This window comes from Pseudomonas sp. MLB6B (assembly GCF_054508135.1).
On record NZ_CP199313.1, the window covers coordinates 3098718 to 3121846 of the forward strand.

Annotated in this window: 9 protein-coding genes (1 of these 9 only partly in view); 7 read left to right on the forward strand and 2 right to left on the reverse strand. The window is 67.6% G+C overall.

Features of this window, described 5'->3' with window-relative positions; genetic code table 11:
* The 3 genes from ACSMEV_RS13805 to ACSMEV_RS13815 all read left to right on the forward strand — a co-directional run.
* Window positions 1-10801, forward strand: partial view of an amino acid adenylation domain-containing protein gene (locus ACSMEV_RS13805; RefSeq protein ID WP_459205647.1) — the 3' portion only. It extends 566 nt beyond the left edge of the window; the window shows 10801 of its 11367 coding nt (coding positions 567-11367); the start codon falls outside the window, past its left edge; the stop codon is at window positions 10799-10801.
* A 103-nt stretch (window positions 10802-10904) separates the two neighbouring features.
* A complete protein-coding gene (macA, locus tag ACSMEV_RS13810; protein WP_459205648.1) occupies window positions 10905-12062 on the forward strand; it encodes a macrolide transporter subunit MacA in 1158 nt (385 codons plus the stop codon).
* Complete coding sequence (locus tag ACSMEV_RS13815) at window positions 12059-14068, forward strand: MacB family efflux pump subunit (protein WP_459205649.1); 2010 nt, start codon at window positions 12059-12061, stop codon at window positions 14066-14068. The genes macA and ACSMEV_RS13815 overlap by 4 nt, the downstream gene beginning before the upstream one ends.
* A 103-nt stretch (window positions 14069-14171) precedes the next feature.
* Here ACSMEV_RS13815 and ACSMEV_RS13820 read toward each other — a convergent pair whose 3' ends face one another.
* Window positions 14172-14816, reverse strand: coding sequence for a helix-turn-helix transcriptional regulator (locus tag ACSMEV_RS13820; protein ID WP_459205650.1), 645 nt, complete (start codon window positions 14814-14816; stop codon window positions 14172-14174).
* Window positions 14817-15155: 339 nt separating this feature from the next.
* Window positions 15156-17318 carry a TonB-dependent receptor family protein gene (locus ACSMEV_RS13825; RefSeq protein ID WP_459205651.1) on the reverse strand — a complete coding sequence of 721 codons (2163 nt, stop codon included), beginning with the start codon at window positions 17316-17318 and terminating at the stop codon, window positions 15156-15158.
* Between the two features lie 558 nt (window positions 17319-17876).
* Between ACSMEV_RS13825 and ACSMEV_RS13830 the strand changes: the two genes are divergently transcribed.
* Genes ACSMEV_RS13830 through ACSMEV_RS13845 form a run of 4 tightly spaced genes read left to right on the forward strand, consistent with a single transcriptional unit; the run spans window position 17877 to window position 23121 of the window.
* Window positions 17877-19529 (forward strand): ABC transporter substrate-binding protein, encoded by a 1653-nt coding sequence (locus tag ACSMEV_RS13830; protein WP_459205652.1) that lies wholly within the window; start codon window positions 17877-17879, stop codon window positions 19527-19529.
* Entirely contained in the window at window positions 19526-20458 is a 933-nt protein-coding gene (locus ACSMEV_RS13835) for an ABC transporter permease (RefSeq protein ID WP_459205653.1), read from the forward strand. The genes ACSMEV_RS13830 and ACSMEV_RS13835 overlap by 4 nt, the downstream gene beginning before the upstream one ends.
* Window positions 20459-20500: 42 nt before the next feature.
* Entirely contained in the window at window positions 20501-21775 is a 1275-nt protein-coding gene (locus ACSMEV_RS13840) for an acyl-CoA dehydrogenase family protein (protein ID WP_459205654.1), read from the forward strand.
* Window positions 21772-23121 carry an LLM class flavin-dependent oxidoreductase gene (locus ACSMEV_RS13845; RefSeq protein ID WP_459205655.1) on the forward strand — a complete coding sequence of 450 codons (1350 nt, stop codon included), beginning with the start codon at window positions 21772-21774 and terminating at the stop codon, window positions 23119-23121. Before ACSMEV_RS13840 ends, ACSMEV_RS13845 begins: the two co-directional genes overlap by 4 nt.
* Window positions 23122-23129 lie beyond the last annotated feature (8 nt).

Genomic DNA, 23129 nt, shown 5'->3' on the forward strand with positions numbered 1-23129 from the left:
GATCCTGACGCTGGTGCAGGACGATCCCGCGCGCCACCGTTTCGACCTGACCCAGGCGCCGCTGATCCGTCTGCTGCGCGAGCCGGCGCAGGCCGACGGCCCCTTGAGCGCGACGCTGCAGTTCCACCACATCGCCATGGACCACAGTGCCCTGGAGGTGGTGCGCCAGGAACTGATCGCCTTCCTCACCGGCCAGGCGCAGCACCTGGGCACCCCGGTGCCGTTTCGCAACTATGTGGCGCAAGCGGTGCTGGGCATCGGCCAGGCGCAGCACGAAGCGTTCTTCCGCGACATGCTCGGCGACATCGACGAGGCGACCCTGGCCTATGGCCTCCAGGACGTACAGGGCGACGGCGCCGTACACCACGAGCATGCGCTCGATCTGCCCCTTGAGCTGTGCCGGGGCCTGCGTGCCTATGCGCGGGCACAGGGCGTCAGCCTCGCCAGCCTGTTCCACCTGGCCTGGGGCCGGGTGCTGGGCGGTCTGACCGGCCGTTCCCAGGTGGTGTTCGGCACGGTGCTGATGGGCCGGCTGCAAGGCGCCGAGGCCACGGACCGGGCCTTGGGCATCTTCATCAACACCTTGCCGCTCAGGGTCGACCTCGAGGAGGTGGACCTGCTGACGGCGCTGCGCGACACCCACCAGCGCCTGAGCGCGCTGATGCGCCACGAGCATGCGCCACTGGCGTTGGCCCAGCGGTGCAGCGGCGTGGCGGCCCCGGCGCCGCTGTTCAACGCGCTGCTCAACTACCGCCACAGCACGGCGGCCACCCATGCGCCACGGCGCGCAGCGCTGGCCGGGATCGACGTGGTCGATTCGGTCGAGGCGACCAACTACCCGCTGACCCTCAGCGTCGACGACCTGGGCGAGGCCTTGCGCCTGACCCTGCTGGCCAGTGTCGAGGTGCCGGCGCAGCGGGTCTGCGCCTACCTGCGGCAGACCCTGGAAAGCCTGCTGCGCACGCCGCAGGCCCAAGTGGCGACGCTCCAGATGCTGCCGGACAGCGAACGCCAGACACTGCTGGAAGGCTTCAATGCCTGCCAGGCCCCCTACGCCGGCGACCTGACCTTGCAGCGACGCATCGAGCGTCAGGCCCAGGCGCATCCGCACGCCACGGCCGCCACCCAGGATGGCGCCTGTCTGAGCTATGCCGAACTCAACCGCCAGGCCAATGCGCTGGCCCATCACCTGATCGGCCTCGGCGTAGTGCCCGACGACCGCATCGCGGTGGTGGCCCGGCGCGGCCTGGAGACCTTGGTCGGTCTGCTGGCCGTGCTCAAGGCCGGTGCCGGCTACGTGCCGGTAGACCCCGCCCACCCGGACGAGCGCGTGCAGTACCTGCTCGACGACAGCGCGCCGGTGGCGATCCTGACCCAGCACGCCCTGTGTGGGCGCTTGGGCGCGCGGCAAGTGCCCGTGCTGCTGCTCGACCGGCCCGAATGGCCGGTACGCGACCACGACCCGGTCGTGCCGGGCCTCGACGCGCACCGCCTGGCCTATGTGATCTACACCTCCGGCTCCACCGGCCAGCCCAAGGGCGTGATGGTCGAGCACCAGAGCGTCGACAACCTGGTCGACTGGCACTGCCGCGCCTTCGACCTGCGCCAGGGCCGGCACACCTCGTGCCTGGCGGGTTTCGGCTTCGACGCCATGGCCTGGGAGGTCTGGCCCGCCCTGTGCGCCGGCGCCACCTTGCACCTGGCGCCGAACGCCGACGGCCACGAAGCGCTCGACGCCATGCTCGCCTGGTGGCAGGCCCAGCCACTGGATGTCAGCTTTCTGCCCACACCCGTCGCCGAGTACGCCTTCAGCCACCAGCTCGACCACCCGACCTTGCGCACCCTGCTGGTTGGCGGCGACCGCCTGCGCCCGTTCAACCGCACCCAGCGCTTCGACGTGGTCAACAACTACGGCCCGACCGAGGCCACCGTCGTGGCCAGCTCGGGCGTGGTCGAGGCGGGCGGGACGCTGCACATCGGCCGGCCGGTGGACAACGCCCGCCTGTACGTGCTCGACGCGCGTCGCCAGCCCGTGGCGCTGGGCGTGCCGGGCGAACTGTACATCGGCGGCGCCGGCGTGGCGCGGGGCTACCTCAAGCGCCCGGCGCTGACCGCCGAGCGTTTCCTCCAGGACCCGTTCACGACCACACCGGGCGCACGCATGTACCGCACCGGCGACCTGGTGCGCTGGCTGGCCGACGGCACCCTGGAGTACCTGGGCCGCAACGACGACCAGGTGAAGATCCGCGGCGTGCGCATCGAGCTGGGCGAGATCGAAAGCCGCCTGGCCGGCTTGCCCGGCATCAACGAAAGCGTGGTACTGGCCCGTGAGGACCAGCCCGGGCAACTGCGCCTGGTGGCGTACTTCACACCGCAGTCGGGGGTCGAAGCGGCGACGCCCGAGGGCCTGCGAGCCCAGCTGCAAGCGCACCTGCCGGAATACATGGTGCCGGTGGCCTTCGTCGAGATAGCGGCCTTGCCGCTGACCGCCAACGGCAAACTCGACCGCCGCGCGCTGCCCATGCCAGATCGTTCGACGTCGTTCGAGCAGGGTTTCGAAGCCCCCGAGGGCGACATCGAACAGGCCCTGGCGCAGATCTGGGCGCAACTGCTGCACGTCGAGCGGATCGGTCGGCGCGATCACTTCTTCGCCCTCGGCGGCCATTCGCTGTTGGCCATGCGCATGGTCTCGCAGGTGCGCCTGCGTCTGGGCGTGGAGCTGGCCTTGGCCGAACTGTTCGCCAACGCCGAACTGGCGGCGGTGGCCGCCGTGCTGGCCAGCGCCGGACGCAGCGCGCTGCCGGCGATCGTGCCGGCGCCGCGCCAGCAGGCCTTGCCGATGTCGTTCGCCCAGCAGCGGCTGTGGTTCCTCGCACAGATGGAAGGCGGCAACCAGGCCTACAACGTGCCGCTGGCGCTGGGCCTGCGTGGGCCGCTGGATGCCGACGCGCTGGAGCGTGCGTTGCGGCGCATCGTCGAGCGCCACGAAACCCTGCGCAGCCGCTTCGTGCCTTGTGGCGACAGCGCCGAGGTGAGCCTCGCCGCCGATGCCGGGGACGGCTGGTTCCAACGCCAGACATCGAACCCGGAGGCATTGGCGGCGCAGTTGCACGAGGCGGCCGGCGCACCCTTCGACCTGATCCGCGGCCCGCTGCTGCGTGCCCGTCTGTTGTGCCTGGACGCCGACTACCATGTGCTGGCCTTGACCGTGCACCATATCGTCGCCGATGGCTGGTCGCTCGGTGTGCTCACCCAGGAACTGAGCGCGCTGTACTCGGCCTATCGGCAAGGCCTGGACGACCCGCTGCCGGCGCTTGCCATCCAGTACGGCGACTATGCCGTGTGGCAACGGCGCTGGCTGGCCGGCGAGCAGTTGCAGCGCCAGGCCGACTATTGGCGCGAGGCGCTGGACGGGGCGCCGAGCCTGCTCAAGCTACCGACCGACCGGCCACGCCCCGAGCGCCAGGACTTCACCGGCGCGAGCCTGCCGTTGCAGCTCGAACCGCGTCTGGGCGCAGGCCTGCGTGCTTTGGCCAGGCGCCATGGGCTGACGCTGTACATGGTCGTGCTAGGCGCCTGGGCGGCACTGCTGGCCAGGCTGTCGGGGCAGGGCGAGGTCGTGATCGGCTGCCCGATGGCCGGCCGCAACCGCGCCGAGTTGGAAGCCTTGTCGGGGTTGTTCGTCAACACCCTGGCGATCCGCATCGACACGCAAGCGGCGCTTACCGCCCAGGCATTGCTCGAACAGGTGCGCGCACGTGTGCTGGAGGCCCAGGCCCATCAGGACCTGCCTTTCGAACAAGTGGTCGAGCTCGTGCGCCCGCTACGCAGCCTGGCGCACACGCCGCTGTTCCAGACCACCCTCAACTGGCAGGCCACCCAGGGTTCGGCCCTGCAACTTCCAGGGTTGCGGCTTGAAGCCGTGGCCCAGCCCGAACCGGTGGCCAAGTTCGACCTCGCACTGAACCTGGGCGAGCAGGGCGACGCGCTGGCCGGCAGCCTCGACTACGCCACGGCGTTGTTCGACGAAAGCACCGTGCGCCGCTATCTGGGCTATTTCGACACACTGCTGTGGGCGATGGTGGACAACGACCAGGCCAGCGTGGAGCAGGTGCCACTGCCCGACGAGCAGGAGCGCCAGCTGCTGCTGCGCACGCTCAACGCCACCGAGCGCGACTATCCCCGCGAGCAGAGCGTGGAGCGCCTCTTCGAACGCCAGGCGGCCCGCCATCCCCAGGCGACTGCGGCGGTGCACGGCGAGCAGGCCCTGAGCTATGCCGAGCTCAACGCGCGCGCCAACCGCCTGGCCCACCACCTGGTCGGCGCAGGCGTGGCGCCGGGCGCCTGTGTCGCGATCCTGCTGCCCCGTTCGTTGCCGCTGCTGGTGGCGCAACTGGCCGTGCTCAAATGCGCTGCGGCCTATGTGCCGCTGGACATCCACGCTCCGGTCGAACGCCAGGCGTTCATGGTCGAAGACTGTCAGGCCGCCGTTCTGCTGACTCAGAGCGACACGGTCGCGCCGCTTGCGGCCCCCCGCATCGACCTCGACCGGCTCATGCTCGACGACCAGCCCGCGCATGACCCCGCGCTGCCTCGCGCGGCCGATGCGATGGCCTGCGTGATGTACACCTCGGGCACCACCGGCATGCCCAAAGGGGTGTGCGTGCCGCACCGGGGCATTGCGCGGCTGGTGCTGAACAACGGCTATGCCGACTTCAACGCCCAGGACCGCGTGGCCCTGGCCGCCAACCCGGCCTTCGACGCCAGCACCCTGGAAGTCTGGGGCGCGCTGCTCAACGGCGGCCAGGTGCGGGTGGTCGACCACGCGACCCTGCTCGACCCGCAGCGCTTCGCGGCCGCGCTGGTGGAGCAGGGCATCACTGTGCTGTTCCTGACCACGGCGCTGTTCAACCAGTATGTGCACCTGCTGCCCGAAGCGCTGTGCGGGCTGCGCCTGTTGCTCAGTGGCGGCGAGCGGGCCGAGCCGGCCGCGTTCCGTGCGCTGCTGGCGCAGCCATCGGGCGTACGCCTGATCAACGGCTACGGCCCGACCGAAACCACCACCTTCGCCGTCACCTGCGAAGTGGCCGAGCTGGACGCCCAGGCCAGCCACGTACCGATCGGCCACCCCATCGGCAACACCCAGGCGTACGTGCTCGATGCCCACGGGCATTTGGCGCCCTTTGGCGCAGTCGGCGAGCTGTACCTCGGCGGCGACGGCGTGGCCTTGGGTTACCTCGACCGTCCGGCGCTGACCGCCGAGCGCTTCGTCGACGACCCGTTCAGCACCGTGCCCGGTGCCCGGCTGTACCGTACCGGCGACCTGGTGCGCTGGCAGGCCGATGGCCGGCTCGAATGCCTGGGGCGCAACGACGATCAGGTGAAGATCCGCGGCTTTCGCATCGAGCTGGGCGAGATCCAGCAGCAACTGGCGCAATGCCCGGGCATCGGCGACGTCGTGGTCATGGCCGTGCCTGCGTCCCAGGGGCCGTCGCGCCTGGTGGCCTGGTTCACGCGCCTGGACGAGGCGTTGCAGGCGAGCGACCTGCGCAGCTACCTGCGCGCGCGCTTGCCCGACTACATGGTGCCGGCCGCCTACGTGGCGCTGGCGCAGATGCCGTTGAGCAACAACGGCAAGGTCGCGCGCGCCGCGCTGCCGCTACCCGGCCCGGAGGATTTCGCGGCGGCGGCCTATGAGGCGCCGCAAGGCCAGCTGGAGCAGGCCCTGGCCGAGCTTTGGCAGGCGTTGTTGCAAGTGCCGCAGGTCGGGCGTGACGACCGTTTCTTCGAGCTGGGCGGCCATTCGCTGCTGGCCATGCGCATGCTGGGCCAGGTACGCGAGCGCCTGGGCGTGGAACTGGCGTTGGCCGACCTGTTCGCCGACGACCGCCTGGCGGCCGTCGCCGCCTGCCTCGCCGAGCGCCCGGCCGAGGCGTTGCCGGTGATTCAACCGAGCCCGCGCGTAGCGCCGCTGCCGTTGTCCTTCGCCCAGCAGCGCCTGTGGTTCCTGGCGCGCATGGCGCCGGATAGCGCGGCCTACCACATTCCCCTGGGCCTGCGTTTGCGCGGGGCGCTGGACACGCCGGCGCTGGAGCGGGCGTTGCAGCGACTGGTGGCGCGGCACGAGAGCTTGCGCAGCCGTTTCGTCGAGCGGGATGGCGAAGCGCAAGTACTGTTGACGCACGAAAGCTTCAGCTTGACCAAGGTCCAGTTGCCTGCCCAGGACGACGAAGCACTGGCAACACTGGTCGAGCAAGAAGCCGAGCAGGAAGCCCGACGACCCTTCGCGCTGGAGCGGGACCTGCCGATCCGCGGCCGGTTGCTGCAACTGGCGCCGCAGCACCATGTGCTGCTGCTGACCTTGCACCATCTGGTGGCCGACGGCTGGTCGCTGGGCGTGCTGGTGCGCGAACTGGGCGAGCTGTACGCCGCCTTCAGTCAGGGCCGCGACGATCCGTTGCCGGCGCTGGCCGTGCAGTACCTGGACTACGCCCATTGGCAGCGCACCACGCTGGATGGCGAGACCTTGCGCCAGCAAGCGGCCTACTGGACGGCGCAGTTGCAAGGCGCGCCGACCCTTATCAGCCTGCCTTGGGACCGACCACGGCCCGACCGTCAGGACTACAGCGGCGACAGCGTGCCGATCGGCCTCGATCCGGGCCTGAGCGCTGCGCTCAAGGCGCTGTGCCGCGAACAGGGCGTCACTCCCTACATGCTGTTCATGGCGGCCTGGGCGGTGTTGCTGGCGCGGCTGGCGGCCCAGGACGAAGTGGTCGTCGGCTCGCCCCTGGCCAACCGTCGGCAGGCCGAAGTGGATGGCCTGATCGGCATGTTCGTCAATTCCATCGCCGTGCGCGTGGACACCGCCGGCGCGCCGGACGTCGCCACCCTGCTGGCGCGGGTCAAGACCACGGTGCTGGCGGCCCAGGCGCACCAGGACCTGCCGTTCGAACAGGTGGTCGAGGCCGTGCGCCCGCCGCGCAGCCTGGCCCATACACCCATCTATCAGGTGTCGCTGGACTGGGACGGCAGCCCCGACCGGCAGGCGCTGCGACTGGGCGACGTGGAAGCGACCGCGCTGGGCGGCCAGGCCCGCGTCGCCAAGTTCGACCTGAGCCTGAGCATGGGCGAGGGGCGCGAGGGCTTCGCCGGCGGCATCGTCTACGCCACGGCCCTGTTCGACCGGGCCACGGTGGAGCGCCATGCCGGCTACCTGGAGCGACTGCTGCGCACCTTCGCTGAAGGTGCCCAGGCCATTGCCGCCCACACCGTCCTACCCGATGCCCACGAGCGCGAGCGGCTGTTGCGCAGCTACAACGACACTGCGGTGGGCTACGACCTTGAGCAAAGCCTGCACGGGCTGATCGAAGCGCAGGTCGAACGCACGCCCCAGGCCGTGGCGGTGAGCGCCGAAGAAGACGCGTTGAGCTACCGGCAATTGAATGAGCGGGCCAATCGCCTGGCGCACCACCTGATCGGGCTTGGGGTGAAACCGGACGATCGCGTGGCGATCTGCGTCGAGCGCGGGCTGTCGATGGTGGTCGGCTTGCTGGCCATCCTCAAGGCGGGCGGCGCCTACGTGCCGGTCGACCCGGACTATCCGGCCGAACGCGTGCGACACATGCTGGACGACAGCGCGCCGGTGGCGGTCCTGGTGCACGCGGCGACGCGCGAAGTGCCGCAGGGCGGCCGGATCGTCGACCTGGACCGGCCGACCTGGGACGCGCAGCCGGCCAGCAACCCGCAGGTTGCAGGTTTCACCTCGCGGCATCTGGCCTACGTGATCTACACCTCCGGCTCCACCGGCCTGCCGAAGGGGGTGATGAACGAGCACCGCGGGGTGCTCAACCGGCTGTTGTGGATGCAGGACGCCTACGGCCTCGGTGCCGAGGATGTGGTGCTGCAGAAGACCCCGTTCAGCTTCGACGTCTCGGTGTGGGAATTCCTCTGGCCGTTGCAGACCGGCGCCCGGCTGGTCATGGCGCGGCCGGGTGGGCACCGCGAGCCGCAGTACCTGGGCGAGGTGATGCGCCGCGAAGGCGTGACCACCCTGCATTTCGTGCCGTCGATGCTGGACGTGTTCCTGGCCCATGGCGAAGCGCTGGCCGAGGAGGGCGCTGGCGAGGGTTTCGACGCTGGGCGCCTGGAGCGGGTGATGTGCAGCGGCGAAGCCCTGCCGGGCAGCCTGGTGCGCAGATTCCACGCGCACCTGCCGGACGTCGCCCTGCACAACCTCTACGGCCCGACCGAGGCGGCGGTGGACGTGAGCGCCTGGCACTGCGTCGGCGCGCCGGACAACACGCCGATCGGCACGCCCATCGCCAACACCACCTTGTACGTGCTCGACGCGCGGCTGCAGCCGGTGCCGCAAGGGGTGACCGGTGAGCTGTACATCGGCGGCGTGCAGGTGGCCCGTGGCTACCTCAACCGCGCCGAGCTGAGCGCCGAACGCTTCATCGAAGACCCGTTCGCCACCCAACCTGGCGCACGCCTGTACCGCACCGGCGATCTGGCGCGGCATCGGCCCGACGGCAACCTCGAGTACCTGGGGCGCAACGACGATCAGGTGAAGGTCCGCGGTCTGCGCATCGAGCTGGGCGAGATTCAGGCCGGGCTGACCGCCATCGCCGGCATTCAGGAAGCGGTGGTGGTCGCCCGCGACCAAGGTCTGGTCGCGTACTACACCGGCTTGCCCCACGAGGGCGAAACGCTGCGCGCCGCGCTGCTGGCGCACTTGCCGGCCTTCATGGTGCCGGCGCTGTTCGTGCACTTGCCTGCGTTGCCGCTGAGCCCTAACGGCAAGCTGGACCGCAAGGCACTGCCCATGCCCCTGGCAGGTCAGGAGCGAGCGTACGAGAGCCCTGAAGGCGACACCGAAACCTTGCTGGCCACCCTCTGGGGCGAGCTGCTGGACGTGCAGCGGGTAGGGCGTCACGACAACTTCTTCGAACTCGGCGGCCACTCCCTGGCGGCCATCCGCTTGCTTGACCGTCTCGCCAAGGCTGGACTGCACGCCGTCCTCAACGACGTGTTCCAACAGCCGAGCGTCGCGGCCCTGGCCCGCCAGTTGGACGCCAACCGGGCCGCACAAGCGCCGAGCGTGGTCACCGTCAGGGCCACCGGCAGCCAGCCAGCCGTGTTCCTGGTGCACGAATTCACCGGCCTGGACTTCTATTTCCCGGTCCTGGGCCAGCACCTGGCCGGCGACTACCCGGTGTACGGCTTGCCGGGTGTGCCCTGCGGCGAACCGCAGCCACGCACCCTGCAATGCCTGGCGCGTTACCAGATCGAGCAACTGCGCAAGATCCAGCCGCACGGGCCGTATCGCCTGGCCGGCTGGTCGTTCGGCGGGGTGCTGGCGTGGGAGATGGCCAACCAGTTGCTGGGCGCGGACGAGCCCGTGGAGTTCCTCGGCCTGATCGACACCTACGTGCCGCGCCTGGCCGACCAGGGCAAATCACGCTGGCAGGGGCCGCGCGCACTGGAGCGGCAGCTGCTGCTCAACTGCGAGGCCTTCTGGCGTACCCAAGGCGAAGCGGGGCAGGCGCCTCTGGCCGAGCTGCAACGCCTGCACACCGAGCCGGCCGACTTTGCCACCCTGATCGCCCGCTGCCGCGAGCAGCACCTGCTGTACGGCTTGTGGTCCAGCATGAGCGACGAACAACTGCACCACTATTTCGCTCGCGAATTGGCCCACGGCCACGCCCTGGCCCACTACCGCCTGGCGCCCCTAGGCATGCCGGTGCACCTGTTGCGCGCCGAGCAGGGCAGCGACAGCCTGGCCGATCTTGGCTGGAACGCGGCGTTGCCGAACCAGCCCCTGATCGAAATCGGCGTGCCTGGCGACCACCGCAGCCTCATGCAGGCACCGCAGGTGGCCGCGCTTGGCGCGGCCATCGACCGAGCGCTCGAAGGCGTCGCCGCCGGCCCAGGCCCACAGGCGGCCACTTACCAGCCGCTGGTGGCCATCCAGACCGGTCAACCGGGCCATGCCCCGCTGTTCTGCGTGCCTGGCGCCGGCGACAGCATCACCAGCTTCATCGGCCTGGCCGATGCGCTGGGGCCGGACTGGCCGTTGTACGGTTTGCAGGCCCGTGGGCTGGATGGCCTCTCGGTGCCGCACGCCTCGGTCGAAGCCGCGGCCGATTGCCATGTGCGGGCCATCGAAGCGCTGTACCCGCAAGGGCCGCTGAACCTGGTGGGCCATTCGTTCGGCGGTTGGGTCGCTCATGCGTTGGCGGCGCGTTTGCAGGCCAAGGGGCGCGTCGTCGGCTCCTTGACCCTGATCGACAGCGAAGCGCCGGGCGAGGGCGCCACCTGTGGCCAGGCGCATACCTTCGAGCAAGCGTTGCAACGGCTGATCGAGGCGCTGCAATGGTCGACCGGCAAAACCCTGGGCATCGAGCCGCGCGCCTTCGTCCAGGCCAGCGACGACGAGCAACTGCGCCAAGTGCACGCGGCCATGGTGCGGGTCGGGCTGCTGCCGGCGCGCTCGCAGCCCAGGATCCTCGATGGGACCGTGCGCACCTTCGCCACGGCGCTGCGCACCGGCTATCGACCGACCCTGCCTTACCACGGCCCGGTCGGCCTGGTGCTGGTCGAGGACCCGAGCCTGGATGCGGCCGGCAACGCGCGCGAACAGGTGGCGATGGAAGTCGGCTGGCGGCAACTGATGCCGCAATTGGCGCTGTGGCGCGGGCCCGGCAACCACTTCAGCATCCTCAAGGTGCCGGATGTGTTCAGCCTGGCGGCCTGGTGGCAGGACGGCCAGGCGCGACCGGTGGGCAAGGTCGCGCAATAGGGTGGGCATTACCGCGAGCGGGCGATGCGACGGGCATCGCGCTCGCGGCTCGGGGCGCGCCTGCGCAGGCAGGTGCGGCCGTTCAACGACAAAGTGAGCATGCATGGACAAGTCCAGGTTTCGCAGATACGGCCTTGGCGCCGCGCTGGCGCTGGTCGCCGGTATTACGCTGTACGCAGTGCAGGCGCCGGCCAAGGCGCCGCAATACATCACCGCCACGGTCGTGCGCGGCGACATCGAGAATGCGGTGCTGGCCACCGGCACGCTCGAAGGCATCAAGCAGGTGGACGTCGGTGTGCAGGTGTCGGGGCAGTTGAAGTCGCTCAAGGTCAAACTGGGCGACAAGGTGAAGCAAGGCCAGTGGCTGGCCGAAATCGACCCGCTGGTGCTGCGCAACACACTGCGCCAGGCCGAAGTCGACGAAGAAAAGCTCCAGGCCGAACGGCGCTCGGCCCAGGCCCAGCTGCAGCAGGCCAGGCGCGTGTACGAGCGCTACCGCGACTTGCAGAGCGACGAGTCGGTCTCGCGCCAGGATTTCGAAAGCGCCGAAGCGGAGTTTGAAGTCCGCCAGGCGGCCGTGCGCTCGCTCGACGCGCAGATCCAGAGCGCCCGGGTGGAGATCGACACGGCCCGGGTCAACCTCGGCTACACCCGCATCAACGCCCCGATCACCGGTCATGTGGTGGGGATCGTCACGCAACAGGGGCAGACCGTGATCGCCAACCAACTGGCCCCGGTGCTGCTCAAGCTGGCCGACCTGGACACCATGACGGTCAAGGCGCAGGTCTCGGAAGCCGACGTGATCCACATCACGCCGGGCCAGGCGGTGTACTTCACCATTCTGGGCGAGGACACGCGCTACCACGCCACCCTGCGCGGCACCGAACCGGCCCCGCAACACTATGCGCAAAGCACCGACAAGGGCGAGGGAGGTATCGGCAAGCCCAACAGCGCGGTGTTCTACAACGCGCTGTTCGACGTGCCCAACCCCGAACATCGCCTGCGCATCTCCATGACCGCCCAGGCGCACATCGTGCTCGACACCGCCGCTGCGGTGCTGAGCGTGCCGGTGGCGGCCCTGGGCCTGCGCAACGACGACGGCAGCTTCCCGGTGCGGGTGCTCGACGCCAAGGGTTTCGCCCAGGCGCGCAACGTGCGCACTGGCATCAACAACAACGTCAGGGTGCAGATCGAAGACGGCCTGGCCGAAGGCGACCGGGTGGTGATCGGTGAGCCGGTGGCCGGCCAGGCAGGGGCATGAGCGTGAACATGACGGTCGAGTTCAATCCGCATACAGCCGTCTCCAGCGGCCACGACGAACCCTTGCTGCGCCTGCACGGCGTCAGCCGCAGCTTCACCGCGGGCGACCGCCAATTCCTGGCGCTGCAAGGCATCGACCTGGAGATCCGCAGCGGCGAGCTGGTGGCGATCATCGGTGCCTCCGGCTCAGGCAAATCGACGCTGATGAACATCCTCGGTTGCCTGGACAACGCCAGCAGCGGCAGCTACCGGGTGGGCGGGCAGGAAACCCGCGAGCTGGACGACGACGCCCTGGCTGCATTGCGCCGCGACCATTTCGGCTTCATCTTCCAGCGCTACCACCTGCTGCCGCACCTCGACGCGCTGCACAACGTCGAGATACCGGCGGTGTACGCCGGCACCGCCCAGGGGCAGCGGCATGCGCGGGCGCATGAGCTGCTGGCGCGCCTGGGCCTGGCGGGACACCTCACGCACCGTCCCAGCCAGTTGTCCGGCGGTCAGCAGCAACGGGTGAGCATTTGCCGCGCCTTGATGAACGGCGGGCAGGTGATCCTCGCCGACGAACCCACCGGCGCCCTGGACACCGCCAGCGGCAAGGAAGTGATGAACATCCTCCTGGAACTGCACGCTGCCGGGCACACGGTGATCCTGGTCACCCATGACCCCAAGGTGGCTGCCCATGCCCAGCGCATCATCGAAGTCAGCGATGGGCGGATCGTCAGCGACCGGCGTAATGCAGTTCCGGTGCTGCCCGACGCGCTGGCCGACACGGCCCCGCAGCCACAGCCCGCGCAGCGCTTGCTGGCGCGCCTGGGCATGTTCCGCGAAGCCTTCAAGATGGCCTGGATCGCGCTGGTGTCGCACCGCATGCGCACCTTGCTGACCATGCTCGGCATCGTCATCGGCATCACTTCGGTGGTGTCCATCTCGGCCATCGGCGAAGGCGCCAAAGGCTATGTGCTCAAGGACATCCAGGCGATCGGCAGCAACACCATCGACGTCTATTCGGGCAGCAACTTCGGCGACAGCCGGGCCAAGACCATCCAGACCCTGCTACCGGCCGATGCCGCCGCGCTCAACGCGCTGTACTACGTCGACAGCGCCACCCCGGTGATCGGCCAGAGCACGTTGGTGCGCTACCGCAACCTGGATGTCGACGTGCAGCTCAATGGCGTCAGCGAGCATTACTTCCAGGTGCGCAACATCCCCCTGGCTTCGGGCATCGTATTCAGCGCCGACGACGCCCGTCGTCAGGCCCAGGTGGTGGTGATCGACCACAACACGCGCACGCGGCTGTTCGGCGGCAACGTCGATCCGCTCGGGCAAGTGATTCTGGTCGGCAACCTGCCGTGCACGGTGATCGGCGTCACCGCCGAGAACAACAACCTGTTCCTCGCCAGCAATCAACTGAACATCTGGATGCCCTACGAGACCGCCGCCGGGCGCGTGCTGGGCCAGCGCCATCTGGACAGCATCAGCGTGCGCATCAAGGACGGCGTGCCGAGCAAGCGCGTGGAAGAGGAGGTGACCAAGCTGCTGTTGCAGCGCCATGGCAGCAAGGATTTCTTCACCAACAACCTCGACAGCATCATGCAGACCGTGCAGAAGACCAGCCGCTCGCTGACCTTGCTGCTGTCGCTGATCGCGGTGATCTCGCTGGTGGTGGGCGGCATCGGCGTGATGAACATCATGCTGGTGTCGGTGACCGAGCGCACCCGCGAGATCGGCATCCGCATGGCGGTGGGCGCGCGGCAGTCGGACATTCGCCAGCAATTTCTGGTGGAGGCGGTGATGGTCTGCCTGTTCGGCGGGGTGGTAGGGATCGCGCTGTCGTACGGAATCGGTTCGCTCTTCGAGCTGTTCGTCAAACAGTGGGAGATGGTCTTCTCGCCCGGGTCGATCGTGATGGCGTTCGCCTGTTCGACGCTGATCGGCGTGGTGTTCGGCTTCGTTCCGGCACGCAACGCGGCGCGTCTGGACCCGATCGAGGCGCTGGCGCGGGATTGAGCGAGGTCCGTCGGGGAGGGGGCGGCCGTGGCATCTGGCGGGGCGCCCAGGTAGGGCCGCCCAAGTGATCCCGCCAAGGTGGCCCCCGATACAGCGCAGGGCGTCAACCTACTCCGTACATCCAACGCATCAGCGAATGGCGCCCGCCGATGTTCAGTTTGATCGCCGCGCGGCGCAGGTAGCTTTCCACCGTGTTGACCTTGAGCTGCAACCGTTCGGCCTGTTGCGGCGCCGTGTGGCCGGCCAGCAGGCCCAGGCAGACCTGGCACTCGCGCTCGGACAAGCTCAGTCCCGATTGCGCCAGGCGTTCGAGGAAGCGCTGGCGCAGGCGCTCTGGTCCGGGCGGACCGGCACACGGCCGCAGCGCGTCGACGTGCTTCTCCAGCATGGGCAGCAGCAATGGCGTGATGGCGTCCAGTTGGCTGCGTTCCTGGGCCGAAAAGCCGAAGGCCGAGCCTGCGCGGCGCAGTTGGATTTCGTAGCGGGCATCGCCATTGGGTCTGATCAGGTGCAGCCGTGATGGGTCGTCCAAGCCATCCTCAAGGCCATAGCCTGAGGAGAACACCGTCTCGTCGATCAGCGGCGAGCCGCTGGCCAGCGCGGCGGACGCGGTGCTCGACGGGCGTATGTGCATGGCGTCGATGGTCAGGTGCGCCTGGATCAAGTTGTGCAGCAAGCGGGAGAACTGGCGGCTGCCGGCGCTGGCAATCACCTGACCGATCTGCGGATAGAGCAAGTGCGAATTCATCGTGTCGTCCCTGAGGTGTGTGGTGCGGTGTTTCGCCGTGGTACGGGCCTGCATCCTGAGGCCGTATTGCGGGTGGAAGGTATGCTAGTACAACGATTGGGCCGGGCAGAAAGCAAACCTCAGTAATGCCAACCGGGTGGCATTTTTTTGCGGTTCGGCGCTCGATCCGCGTGTGGCGGCGCGTCTGCTGCGCAGTATCTGGAGCAGCAGCGGGTCATAGCGCGCGTGCCGACCCGACCGCAAGTCATGCCCAGAGCAGCGGTTCGGTGCCCTGTCAGACGCCTCCATCGCTGCAAGAGCGAGCCACAGGGCCCGGACCCCTGTGGCAGCTCAGGGGTTTCAGTAGCGCACTTCCACCGCCACATAAGCGCCGATGCCATCGCCGGGATACAGCGCCGCCGTGTCCTGGCCGTTGGCGTTGTAGATCGGCTGTACGGCCGTGACGTACTTCTTGTTGGCCAGGTTCTTCACGTCCAACGACACTTTCCAGTCTTTGTTCGGCGCCTCGAAGCCAACGTTGGCGCCGAAGAGGGTGTAGGAGGGCGCATAGAAGGTGTTGGCGTAGTCGACGGCGGTGCGCGACGCCGATTGCACGTTCACCCCGGTGTAGAAGCCGCTGGGGTGTTCATATTGCAACTCGCCCTGATAGATGTGCTTGGGAATGCCAGGCAACTGGTTGTCGCCGAAAGTCGGGTCATGACGGTAGTAGAAGTCGTTGTAGGTATAGACCTGGCGGAGGGTGATCTGCTCGCCAGACTGGTTTTCCCACAGGCGGGTATCGAGGCCGGCCTCCACACCCTGGTGGATGGTCGGTGTGGCATTGAAGGCGCCGGTAACTGCCGCCGCCGTAGCGGTCGGGGCGATGATCTGCACGTTGAGCAATTCGTCGCGCACCCACGAGCGGTACAGCGCCAGGCTGCCGTCGAAGATGCCTGCCGAGCCCTTCACGCCGATTTCGACGGTGTTGGCTTTCTGTTCCACCAGCGGTCGCACATAAGGCAGCGCCGGACCGGAACCCGAATACTCCCAAGACGCTGGCGGGTCGATCGAGCGGCTGACGTTGGCGAAGGCCTGCAACTGCGGGGTGAACTCGTAGCGCAAGCCTAGGCGCGGGGCCAGGCTCCAGTTGTCATAGGTCACATCGCTGGGGTAGTTGGTGGTGTTGGCCTGCAAGGCTTGTTTCACGTCGGCGTGGCGACGCACGTTGACCGCGGAAACGCCGCTGGTCAGCCACAGGCCGTCGACCAACTGCAGATCGTTGCCCAGCGAGAACACGTGGTCGAACGACGAACCGTAGTCGACGAACTTGCGGGTTTGCTTGCTGGCGAACGTGGAGTTGACCTCGCCTTTGAGGTGTTCGGTGGAGGTGAACGCCAGATTGCTGCGGCTCTCGTGACCGAACAGCTGATCGGTGCGCTCGTAGCCGAGCACGAACGAGAGATCGTGCCAGTCCCAGTAACTGGGGTTGGACGGGCTGTTGGGGCTGTTGTTGTGAGCGTACTCGTAGTAGGACGCACCGACGCTCAGTTTCGAGTCGTCGTCGAAGGTGTAGGTGGTCTTGCTGCCCACCCAAACGCTGCCCGGACGGCGGCTGCCAGCACCGCTACTGGCGGCCGTGGTGCTGGCGTCGCGGGTGTGGTGCTTGACGGCGTCGAGCGTGGTGGGGCTAGGGTCGTTGTGATATTCGTCGCGGTAGCGCAGCAGCAGCTGGGTTTCCAGTTTCGGGCTGAACCTGTAGCCGAAATTGGCGACGATGCCCTGACTCTTCGACAGGCTGTAGTCGCGGTAACCGTCGTTGCGGTAGTTGTCGGCGTTGAGGTAGTAGTCGAAGTCTCCTTCCACGCCGCCCAGGCTCAGGCTTTGCTTCTGGTAGCCATAGCTGCCGGCTTCGGCGCGCAGGCGCAGGCCCGGCGCCGTGTAGCCGGTGTGGTTGACGAAGTTGATCCCGCCGCCCAAGGCCAGTGCGCCGTATTGGAAAGCGTTGGCCCCGCGCAGAATTTCGGTGTAGTTCACCCCGGAGGCGTTGAGGAATTCGTAAGGGGTGCCGCCTGGCCCGGTGATGGGCAGGCCATCGAACAGGAACTTGATGCCCTCGCGGAAATACCCAGGCGAGGTGTTGGCGCCCGAACCGCGAATCGAAATCTTGGCCGCATCGTTACCGCCCGTGGACTGCACGAACACACCGGGTTGGTAAGCCAGCGTGTCCTGCAAGGTGGCCGTGCGTCCTTTGCCCACCTGTTCGCTGTCGACCACGCTGGTGGCACCCGGCACTTCGGCCAGTTGGCTCCTGGCGCTCTGTGCTTCGCTAAGTTTGCGCGCCTGTACGGTGACGGTATTGAGCCGTGGTGTGGCGGTCTGGAGGGTGTCGGTCTCAGGTGTTTGCTCGTCGGCGTGTACGCCGGGGGCCAGCAGCAGGGCCGAGCCCAATCCCAGTGTCAGCCAGGTGGCCTTGCGAATGGCCACCGGCAATCTGTGCAACGCTCCGCGAAAAGCTGAATACATCTAACGTGTTCCCCAATGAATAGATAAATGAGCATCAGCTTTCTATTCGTATAGTCATGCTTGCAGTGCTTACAGCAGTTTCCATGCCAACGCTTCCTGGGCGATAAATCAGGGCCTCGGTTAATGCCATCGATAAAACCGCTTGCTGGTGGGCAGCTTTTTTTTTGAAACGGTGTTTGTTTTGAAACAGTGGCGCAGCTGTGGAATATGTCGAAAATCCAACAGTAAAAACACAGTCTGTAAGTTATCCAGCAGGCCGACTAAGGCCTCGGGTTATATCGTTAGATTAAGATCTCGCAGACGCGCGGGTGGCCAACGAAAGTCAAGCGCTTCAACAGGCCAGGGGCAGCGCCCGATCTATACGGCCTCGCGCGGAATATATCTACGGCGGACAGGCATTCGATACCGTTTAAATGAATGGGCAAATCAGCCTGGCATGCTCACTGCATAGTCCCTATACGGGCTGCTATCGAAAAGACTTCAGCCGGAATAACTAGGGAACTTGCTGTGGTCGCACGTTACAACACACTGCCAATCTTATCTATTTGCCTGGCGCTCATGGCCTGTTCGCCGGCGCCTGCGCCAACGTCCGCCCAGGCACACGCAGACGGCGATCGGGTCGACGGCGTGGTCACCTATCCCGCGTCGGACTTCCACGAACAGGCGCCTGGGCGCAGAGGCGGAACGTTGCGGGTATCGGCGGCCGCCGATGCCGGCAGTTTCGATATCCATGCGTTGTCCCACGGCAACATGCAGTGGATGGGGCGGCTCCTGTTCGACTGCCTGGTGGCGCAGGACGAACAAGGCAACATCTCGCCGTGGCTGGCCACCTCCTGGGACATTTCCGCCGACGGCAAGACCTACACCTTCCACCTTCGTCAGGGCGTCACCTTCAGCGACGGCGAGCGCTTCGACGCTGCGGCCTTGCAGGCCAACCTCGAGCACATGCGCGACCCGGCCACCAAGTCGCCCCTGGCCGCCGCCTACATCGCGCCCTACATCGGCGGCAAGGTCATCGACGAATACACCTTCCAAGCCCATCTGCGCGAACCCTACACCCCATTTCTCGACGTGCTGGCGCAGTCGTGGCTGGGCATGGTCTCACCCAGACAGATCCGTGAAGCGCCCAAGCGCATCGCCCAACACCCGGTAGGCAGCGGGCCGTTCGTGCTGCAGAGCTACACCCGCGACCAGCGTGCGGTGTTCGTCAAACGCAAGGGCTACGACTGGGCGCCAGCGGTCACCCGGCACGTCGGTGAGGCCTACCTGGATCGCATCGAACTCAGTTACGTGCCCGAGGCGATGATCCGTTTCACGGCGCTGGAGTCGGGGCAATCGGATTTCGCCCTGGATGCGCCGCCGCAAAATGCCGCCGCCATTCGCGCCAACCCCGACCTGGTGCTGCGCAGCCGCATCCGCAAAGGCAATCCGAGCCGCAGCATGACCTTCAACGTGGAGCAGCCGCCCTTCGACGATGTGCGGGTTCGCCGAGCCGTGGCCAAAGCCATCGACCGCGATGGGTTGGCCTGGATTTCCGGGTTCGGCGAGTTCATCGGCAAGGCCGACTACTTGGCGGCCAATACGCGCTTCTATCAGCCCAATGGCGCTGCGCTGGCCTACGACGTCGCGGCAGCCAACGCCTTGCTCGACCAGGCCGGCTGGACCGGACGCGACGCCCAGGGCTATCGCACGCGCAACGGCCAGCGCCTGAAGGCCACGCTGCTGACCTACGACAATCCAGCTTTTCCCGCCAGCGTTTCGGTGGCGATCCAGGCCGACCTGAAGAAGGTCGGCTTCGACATGCCGATCGAAGTGCTGCCGGTGACCCGCGTCACCGAGCGCCGTTACGCCGGCAAGTTCCAGGCCTTGGCGGCGGGGTACTGGCACACCAACACGCCGGACGGTCTGTTCGTGCTCTATCACAGCCAATCGATCAGTACGGCCAAGCTCATCGGCCAGAATTCGGGCAACTTCCGCGATGCCGAACTGGACCGCCTGCTCAGCGCCGCCCGACGCTCACGTGACCCGGACGAGCTGCGACGGCTGTACGGCGCCGCGCAAAAGCGCCTGACCGAAACGGTGCCCGCCGTGCCCTCGGTCGAGAGCCAAGTGCTGGCTGCGTATCGACGCGAGGTCAAGGGCCTGATCTTCGACGCCTCCCACAACGTGCCGTATTTCCCCAGCGTGTGGCTGGACAGGGGGCGGCCATGAATCCGTTCGCCAGTGTCGCCCTGCGCCTGCTGGCCGGGGTCGGCGTGCTCTGGGGGGCGGCGACGCTGACGTTTCTGGCGGTGAACTTCAGCGGCGGCGATACGGCGCTGGCGATTCTCGGCGGCCCCGAGGCGCTGCCTACCCCCGAAGCGTTGGCTCGGGTTCGCGCCGAATACGGCCTGGACCAACCGCTGATCGTGCAGTACGGCCATTACCTGGGGCGTCTGCTGCACGGCGATCTGGGCGAGTCGTACCGCTTGCGCATCCCGGTCGCGCAGGCCATCGGCGAGCAGATCGGTGCGACCGTGCAACTGTCGATCAGCGCAGGCGTATTGGCCGTGATCCTGGCGCTGGTCGTCGCGACATTCACGGCCAACCGCTCGCGCTGGGTCCGGTCGCTGGTCTCGGGGACCGAGCTGGTGGTCTCGTCGTCGCCGTCTTTCGTCATCGGCATCCTGCTGTTGCTGGTGTTCTCCTTCCATTGGCACTGGCTGCCGCCGTCCGGCTCCGACAGCTGGCGTGCGCTGATCCTGCCCACCGTGGCGCTGGCCCTGCCCGTGGCGGCGGTGCTGGCCCAACTGCTGCGCCAGTCTCTGGAGGACACCCTGGAGCAGTCCTTCATCGCCATGGCCCGGGCGCGCGGCCTTTCTGAAACGGCCGTGCGCCTGCGTCACGCGCTACGGCATGCGCTGGTGCCGCTGGTGACCCTGGCCGGGTTCATGTTCGCCAGCCTGTTGGGCGGCGCAGTGGTCATCGAGCTGCTGTTCGCCCGCCAGGGGCTGGGCCGCCTGATGCTCGAGGCCGCCAGCAACAAGGACGTGCCGATGGTGTTGGGCGTGACCCTGCTGGCCGCTGCCGTGTACGTACTGGTCAACCTGGCCGTCGACCTGATCAACCGCTGGATCGACCCGCGAGGCGCCCATGCGTGAGCGTCGCCTACCGGACGAAGCCTCTTTCGACAAGGAAAAAACATGACTACTGCCATTTCCGATCCCGTGACCGACGAGCAATTGCAGGCGCGTTTCGGCGCAATCTTCGCGCGCATCGCCGAGGGCGCTGTGGCCCGCGAGCAAGAACGGGCGTTGGCCCATGACGCCGTTTCGTGGCTGCGCGAGGCGCGCTTCGGCGCCCTGCGCGTGCCCAAGGCCCAGGGCGGGCTGGGCGCCAGCCTGCCGCAGCTGTTTCGCTTGCTGATCGACCTGGGCGAGGCCGACTCCAACCTGCCGCAGATCCTGCGCGCGCACTTCGGTTTCGTTGAAGGCCGGCTGTCCAGCCTCGACCCGGCATCCCAGGCCTACTGGCTAGCCAAAGTGGCGGACGGCCAGTTGTGGGGCGCGGCGATGGCGGAGCGCACGGACACCACGCGCAATTCGGTGACCCTCGACGCCCAGGAGCCCGGCAACCCCGACACGGCCTGGTCGCTCAACGGCGAGAAGTTCTATTGCAGCGGCACCCTGTACGCCGATTGGATTGCCGCGGTGGCCCTGGACGGTGAGGACTTCGTCAGTCTGTCGGTGCCCACCGATGCGCAGGGCGTGTCGGTGGAGGACGACTGGGACGGATTCGGCCAGCGCCTGACGGGCAGCGGCACCACGCGCTTCGCCTCGGTGCAGGTGCCGACCCAGCACATCGTGCGTCGCTTCAAGAAGGACGAACTGCGCGCCGAGTCGTACCTGAGTGCGTTCTACCAGCTGTTCCACCTGGCGACCCTGGCCGGCATCGCCAACGCGGTGTTGCGCGACGCGACCGCGTTCGTCAAGGGCCGGACCCGTACCTTCGGCGTTCCGGGGCAATCCAGCCCCAAGGACGATCCGCTGGTGCAACGGGTCATCGGGCGCCTGTCCAGCCTGGCCTATGCGGCGCGCGCGCAAGTCCTCGCCGTGGCGCAGGTACTGCAGGAGGTGCATGAGGCGGAGCAGGGCGGCTACGTGGCCGAGCAGCACTACACCGAGGCCGAGATCCGCGCCTACCAGGCCCAGCAGATCGTGCTGGAACAGGTACTGGAGGCCACCACGCTGCTGTTCGAAGTCGGCGGTGCCTCGGCCACCCGCGAAAGCCAGCGCTTCGACCGCCACTGGCGCAACGCGCGCACGCTGGCCTCGCACAATCCGGCGATCCACCGCGAGCGGGCGCTGGGCAACTACTACCTCAACGACATCACCCCGAACGCGGCGTGGCGCAGTCTGCAGGCGGCCGACGCCGAAAAGCAGGCGGCCAGCGTGCGCGACGAAGCGAGCGCAGTATGAGCACGAGCAGCAGCAACATCCGCGCCGGGCAGATGAGCCTGGGCATGAACATCCTTGGCTTCGGCGCGCACGCCGGAGCCTGGCGCACGGCCGAGGTGGCCGCCAACGCCTATCTGGATGTCGAGTACTACCGCAACATCGCGCGGATTTCCGAGCGGGGTTGCCTCGACGCCATCTTCCTTGCCGACGGCCCGGCGCTGGTCGGCGATGTGTCCAAGCAACCGGCCGGCCGCCTGGAACCGACTGTGCTGCTGACCGCCGTGGCCCTGGCCACGCAGCGCATCGGCGTGATCGCCACCGCCTCGAGCACCTACAACGACCCGTTCAACCTCGCCCGGCGATTCGCTTCGCTCGACCACATCAGTGGCGGCCGGGCCGCCTGGAACGTGGTGACCAACGCAGGCGATGCGGCTGCGCAGAATTTCGGCCTGGCCGGTGCGCCGTTGCACGTCGACCGCTACGCCCGCGCCGACGAGTTCATCGACGTCGCCCTCAAACTGTGGGACAGCTGGGAAGACGACGCCGTGATCGGCGACGCCCGGGGTGGGCGCTTTGCCGATCCGGGCAAGGTGCACAGCATCGACTTCGTCGGCCAGCATTTCTCGGTGAAGGGGCCGCTGAACGTGCCACGCTCGCCCCAGGGCCGGCCGGTGCTGGTGCAGGCCGGGTCGTCCGAAGGCGGCAAGGCCCTCGGCTCGCGCTACGCCGATGCCATCTTCACCACCCAGACCACCCTGGAGGACGGCCAGCAGTTCTACCGCGAGATGAAAGGCCGCGCCGCCGCCTGGGGGCGCAACCCCGACCACCTGAAGATCATGCCGGGGCTCTCCACGGTGATCGGCAGTACCGAGGCCGAAGCCCATGCGCGTTTCGACGAGCTCAACGCCTGGCACGGCGAGCACGGTTTGCTGGAACAGGTAGCGGGGCGCATCGGCATCGCGGCCCATGAGCTCGACCCGGACGCACCGCTGCCGTGGCAGCGCATTGGCGCCGTGGCGGATTTCGAGCGCGGCTCGCAGGGCTTTCTCGAAGCGCAACTGAACCTGGCACGCCGGGAAAACCTCAGCATCCGCCAGTTGTCGCGGCGGATTCTGGTCGGTCACCGCCTGTTGGTCGGCACCCCCGAGCAGGTCGCCCAGACCCTGAGCCATTGGTACCTGGCGCACGCGGCGGACGGCTTCAACATCATGCCGGACATGTTCCCCTCCGGCGTGGAGGTCTTCGTCGACCAAGTGGTACCGCTGCTGCAGCGGCAAGGGCTGTTCCGTCGCGAGTACACCGGCAGCACCCTGCGCGAGCACCTGGGGTTGCCGTTTCCCACCAACCAATACGCGCTGCGGGCCTGACCTGCGGC